The sequence below is a fragment of the Skermanella sp. genome (genome assembly GCF_059503625.1).
Genome location: NZ_JCACHA010001172.1, coordinates 1 through 4,909, shown reverse-complemented (window position 1 = coordinate 4,909; position 4,909 = coordinate 1). Strand labels below are relative to the sequence as shown.

The 4,909-nt window shown below is 64.7% G+C and carries 8 protein-coding genes; 3 read left to right on the top strand and 5 right to left on the bottom strand.

From position 1 onward, the window contains the following. Positions 1-209 precede the first annotated feature (209 nt). A complete protein-coding gene (locus AC5JJ6_RS41450; protein ID WP_496047655.1) occupies positions 210-500 on the top strand; it encodes a hypothetical protein in 291 nt (96 codons plus the stop codon). Positions 501-520: 20 nt separating this feature from the next. Here AC5JJ6_RS41450 and AC5JJ6_RS41445 read toward each other — a convergent pair whose 3' ends face one another. From AC5JJ6_RS41445 to AC5JJ6_RS41430, 4 genes are all read right to left on the bottom strand, one after another. Beyond that, the gene (locus AC5JJ6_RS41445) at positions 521-781 is read right to left on the bottom strand and encodes a hypothetical protein (protein WP_496047654.1); all 261 of its coding nucleotides are present in this window, start codon (positions 779-781) and stop codon (positions 521-523) included. Positions 782-798: 17 nt separating this feature from the next. After that, positions 799-1,041 carry a hypothetical protein gene (locus AC5JJ6_RS41440; RefSeq protein WP_496047653.1) on the bottom strand — a complete coding sequence of 81 codons (243 nt, stop codon included), beginning with the start codon at positions 1,039-1,041 and terminating at the stop codon, positions 799-801. A 63-nt stretch (positions 1,042-1,104) separates the two neighbouring features. Next, on the bottom strand, positions 1,105-2,298 hold the full coding sequence (gene rlmN, locus AC5JJ6_RS41435) for a dual-specificity RNA methyltransferase RlmN (protein WP_496047652.1): 1,194 nt from the start codon (positions 2,296-2,298) through the stop codon (positions 1,105-1,107). A 97-nt stretch (positions 2,299-2,395) separates the two neighbouring features. Further along, on the bottom strand, positions 2,396-2,941 hold the full coding sequence (locus AC5JJ6_RS41430; protein WP_496047651.1) for an invasion associated locus B family protein: 546 nt from the start codon (positions 2,939-2,941) through the stop codon (positions 2,396-2,398). A 266-nt stretch (positions 2,942-3,207) separates the two neighbouring features. Here AC5JJ6_RS41430 and AC5JJ6_RS41425 point away from each other — a divergent pair, with 266 nt between their 5' ends. Both AC5JJ6_RS41425 and AC5JJ6_RS41420 read left to right on the top strand, forming a co-directional pair. After that, the gene (locus AC5JJ6_RS41425; protein ID WP_496047650.1) at positions 3,208-3,780 is read left to right on the top strand and encodes a sigma-70 family RNA polymerase sigma factor; all 573 of its coding nucleotides are present in this window, start codon (positions 3,208-3,210) and stop codon (positions 3,778-3,780) included. 13 nt (positions 3,781-3,793) lie between these two features. Next, entirely contained in the window at positions 3,794-4,450 is a 657-nt protein-coding gene (locus AC5JJ6_RS41420) for a ChrR family anti-sigma-E factor (RefSeq protein WP_496047649.1), read from the top strand. 24 nt (positions 4,451-4,474) lie between these two features. Here AC5JJ6_RS41420 and AC5JJ6_RS41415 read toward each other — a convergent pair. Further along, a partial coding sequence (locus AC5JJ6_RS41415; protein WP_496047648.1) for an extensin-like domain-containing protein occupies positions 4,475-4,909 on the bottom strand: 435 nt, incomplete at its 5' end.

Below are 4,909 nucleotides of genomic sequence, written 5' to 3'. Positions count from 1 at the left end.
TTTCAGTCCGAGAGTTGCTGTGCGAGGTGTCGCAAAACCGCCGGGACATTAGGGCTATCCGCGCCGGGCCGCAAGGCTGTCCGCTTTGTTATATGACGGAACCGGCCCCTGACAGAATCAGCCTTGCGCAACAAAGCGGTCGCGAGACCGGTTGGACTCCCGCAGTGTATCGTTCCTGAATTTCCGGTGTGGCAAGGTGCGGTGTCGCCATGAAAACGGCTTTGGTAATCGGCGTGCTCATAGCACTTCTGGCGGCGGCCCTGGTGTTCGGCATCGCCGGATGGACGCTCGACGGCGCCGACGTGACGATCAGCCCGCATGGAATACTGGCGCTGATCCTGGGCGGCGTCGGCACTCTGGCGCTGGGCGGAGGGCTGATGTTCCTGGTGTTCTACAGCAACCGGCGCGGCTACGACGACGCGGTGGACGACCGGCCGCATGGCCGGAGCAGGCGCGGACCGCACGGCTCCTGGACGAGCTATGACGATCCGAAGCCCTGAGAAAACCTTTCAGACCGTCTTTACCGGTGCGGTTCGGGGGTCCAGCCCTTGCGCCTGGCTTCTTCGTAACGGGGCCAACGCACATAGGCGAACAGCCAGATCGCCAGCACGTTCAGGCCGGGCAGCACCAGCAGCAGCACCCATAGCGGCTTGATCCCCAGCCGCGCCAGCAGGAACGACCCGGCGGCCAGCGTCCATGTCAGCATGATGCCGATCACGATCAGCGACACGTTGGGATCGGTGTTGCGGAAGAAGGTGACGGTTTCGATCAGGTTGTCCATGACTTGTACCTTCTCCCTCAAGCCGTCCGGGGCTTCTTGCGTGGCGGCGGCTCGGGCTTCGGCGGCATCGTCGGCCATTTGGAATGAAACAGCACCAGCAGCACCAGCAACTGGCCGAGCAGCGGGATGACGACCGAAACGAAGGTCAGCAGCGACCAGACCGGGTTCAGCCCGGCGCGCACGAAGATCCGCCACAGCGGCCAGAGCGAGGCGAGGCTGAGGGTCAGGTTGAACCAGAACGGATCGAGAAAGTACTGCACGGCGGTCTGTCCAACCTGAGTTATTCGAGTAGCGGCATCAGTATGATGAACCGGACGATGCTGCTAGAGCGTCAGTTCAGCTTCCTTCTCCGCCACCATCAGAGCCACGGCGGCGCGGGCCGCCGCTTCCTCGGCCAGCCGGTCGGACGCGCGCTGCTTGACGCTGTCCGATTTCAACTGGCCACAGGCCGCCATGATGTCCTCGCCGCGCGGGGTGCGCACGGGGCTGGCGAAGCCGGCATTGTTGATATAGTCGCCGAACGCCTGGATCGACGCGTTGGTCGAGCGCTCGAACGGTGCTCCCGGCCACGGATTGAACGGGATCAGGTTGATCTTGGACGGGATGTCCTTCAGCAGCCGGACCAGCTCGCGCGCGTCGGCGAGGCTGTCGTTGACGCCCTTCAGCATGACGTATTCGAAGGTGATTCGCCGCGCGTTGTTGATGCCGGGATATGTCCGGCAGGCGTCCAGCAGTTCCTTGATCGGATACTTCCGGTTCAGCGGCACGATCCGGTCGCGCAGCTCGTCGTTCACGGCATGCAGGCTGACCGCAAGGTTGACATTCAACTCCTCGCCGCAGCGCCGCATCATCGGTACGACGCCGGAGGTCGACAGGGTTATCCGCCGCTTGGAGATGGCGATGCCTTCGCCGTCCATCACGATCTTCAGCGCCTTGGCGACGTTGTCGTAGTTATAGAGCGGCTCGCCCATGCCCATCATGACGATGTTGGTCAGCATGCGGCCTTCCTTGGGAGCCGGCCATTCGCCCAGCCGGTCGCGGGCATGCATGATCTGGCCGACGATCTCCGAAGGCTCCAGGTTGCGGACGAGCCGCTGGGTCCCGGTGTGGCAGAACCGGCAGGTCAGCGTGCAGCCGACCTGGGAGGAAACGCACAGGGTGCCACGGTCTTCTTCCGGAATGTGGACCGTCTCGAACTGCTGGCCGTCGGCCATCTTGAGCAGCCACTTGGCCGTGCCGTCCGACGACTTCAGGTCGCGGCTGACTTCCGGCCGGTCGATGAAGAAGTGTTCAGCCAGCTGCTCGCGCACCGGCTTGGCCAGCGTCGTCATCACGTCGAACGTCGTGGCGCCGCGATGATAGAGCCAGTGCCAGATCTGGCGCGCCCGGAACGCCGGCAGGCCCAACGCGTTAAGCTCGGCCGCGAGTTCATCGCGGTCGAGCCCGATCAAATTCCGGCGTCCGTCAGCCCCTGAGGCCGCCGGCGCGAACATGCTTGCATGACTTGAAACACCCATGGCGCGCTAAATGGGGGTTGCCAGCGGTTCTGTCAAATGCTGCGTGGCCGGAACATGTCTGACATCGCTTTAATGGAGGCGATGCTGCCCCGGAGCCTCAGCGCTTGACGTTGCAGGCCTTGTTGATCGCGTCATAGGCGGCCGACGTGCCGGAGAGGCTATAGGTGTCGGTCGTGGTGGTGCCGCGATTGGAGGTGCCCTTGATGACCATGGCGGACCCCGTACGGATCGCTTCCACCAGGGATTTGTCGGTCCGCTCGTCGCGTGCCCAGGCGGTGTCGCCGTCGGTAAACAGCTTGAAGTTCTGGTTGCCGACGGAAACCGTCGCTTCGCTGTTGGGCTGATAGGTATAGCCGGTGGTCACGCTCACCACGTCCAGGCTCTTTTCCGCCGGACGATGGGTGATCAGCACATAGATGTCGCCGCGCTGCTTGTAATTGCCTTCGTCCTTCTTGGGACGGCTCGACATGTAGCAGACCTTGTTGCCGTTCTCCTCGTACGAGAAGGCGTTCCAGTCGCGGAACGAGCCGAGCAACTGCGGCTCCGCCGCCATGGCGGTGCCGGAAGAGGCAAGCGCTGCGATAGCGAGGCAGAGTGCGGGAGCGAGGCTGGCGTAACGGGAGAACGTGTATCGGCGGGTCATTGTGCAGGTGCGAAATGGTATCGGCATGGCGCCACACTATACAGGTTGAGGGAGGATTTCCAGCGCCCGTAGCGCCATTTGTCTGTGCTTAACTCCGTTGTGCCCTCATTTGGAAAAATTTCCGTTAACCAGTGATCCGATATAGCGGCCTTGCCGTAGAAATGGCTATGGAACATGCCGGAAATTTGTGGCCGCCGGCATGGAAGCCGCCGGTCGGACTCATCGCGGGGCTTGTTCCGCCAAGCGTCTTCGCCTCCAATGGGAAAATGCCCGATGTCCCGTCCCCGGCCTCCATGGATGGCCGATCGTCCGACGAACTTCTGGTCGCGATCGCACGCGATCGGGACAAGGCGGCTTTCGGCCTGCTGTTCGGCCGGATGGGACCCCGGCTCAAGGCCTATCTGCTGCGCTCCGGCATCGCGTCGTCGCAGGCGGACGAATTGGTGCAGGAGGTGATGCTGATGGTCTGGCACAGAGCCGATACGTTCGATCCGGCGCGTGCCATGGCATCCACCTGGATATTCACGATCGCCCGCAACAAGCGGATCGACGCCGCGAGGCGCGACCGCCGCCCCGAATACGATCCGGAAGACCCGGCGCTGGTGCCCGATCAGCCTGCCGCCCCCGACCGGTCGATCGAGCAGGCGGAAGCATCCGCGCGGCTGCGTGACGCCATCGCGAAACTCCCCGCCGAACAGGCGGATCTTCTGCGGCTGGCCTATTTCGACGACCAGCCGCATTCGGCGATCGCCCGGCACAAGGGACTGCCGCTCGGTACCGTCAAGTCGCGCCTCCGCCTCGCCTTGGAGCGGTTGCGGCGGGAATTGGCGGGAAGCTGATGGATAGCCGTTGATGCTCCCGGTCCATCACCCGAGCCTGGAACTGCTGCTCGACTACGCCGCCGGCTCCACCGGAGAAGCCGCCGGCTTGGCGCTCGCGACCCATCTGGCGCTTTGTCCCGAGTGCCGCGAGGTGGTGGCGCAGCTCGAGTCGGTCGGCGGTGCATTGCTGGAGGCGATCGAACCGGCTGCCGTGCCGTCCAAGGCGCTGGACAGCCTGCTGGCGCGGCTGGACGAGCCGGTTCCGGTTCAGGTTCCAGACCGCCGGCCCCCGGCCGACCCGGTGCCTCAGCCGCTGCGGGGTTACATCGGCCAGGACCTTGAAACGATTCACTGGAAGCGGGTCATGCGGGGGGTCGAGCAGGCCGATATAGCCGTCGGCAGGGGCCGTACCGGCAACGTCCGGGCGCGACTGCTGCGGATCGGTCCTGGTGTCAGGGTTCCGCGTCATACCCATGCCGGCACCGAGATGACGCTCGTGCTGGCCGGCGGCTTCAGCGATGGTGACAAGCAATACCAGCCCGGAGACTTCAGCTTCTGCGACGGGGAAACCGATCACAGTCCCGTGGCCGACGACGATGGCGAATGCCTCTGCCTGACGGTGACCGACGCGCCGCTTCGCCTGACGGGACCGCTGATGCGGCTGCTGAACCCGTTCATAAGGTTCTGAGCGCCGGGTTCGAAGCATCGGGCATCACCGGCAGACCCGCCAGCGGCCCATGTCCAGGTGGAAGTGGTCGCGATGGGCTGCGTTGTAGTCGGGGCCGAGCACCGCGTTGAAGAAGCGGCAGGCTCCGTCGTTGACCTCGCGGAGAAAGGCGGCCTCGGCAGGGCGGTTGCCGTCCCAGTGGCGCGCCAGCGAGACGATGCGGCCGTCGTCCAGCACGAACCCCCGGATATCGATCGCGTTGGCCGTCGCATGCTCGCTGCGCCGGCCCGCCTCGCGGCCATAGATGTTCCGGCAGCTATAGGTGCCGACGTGGTTGATCCGGGCGACCTCGGCGCTCAGGTGCCGGCGCGCCGCCGGGTCCAGCACGTGGCGCTCGAACAGGTGAAGGGCCGCCACCAGCGGGCAGGTCGCGACGAACCTGTCGCTATAGGCGATGGAAGCCTGCTCGACGCGCGCCGC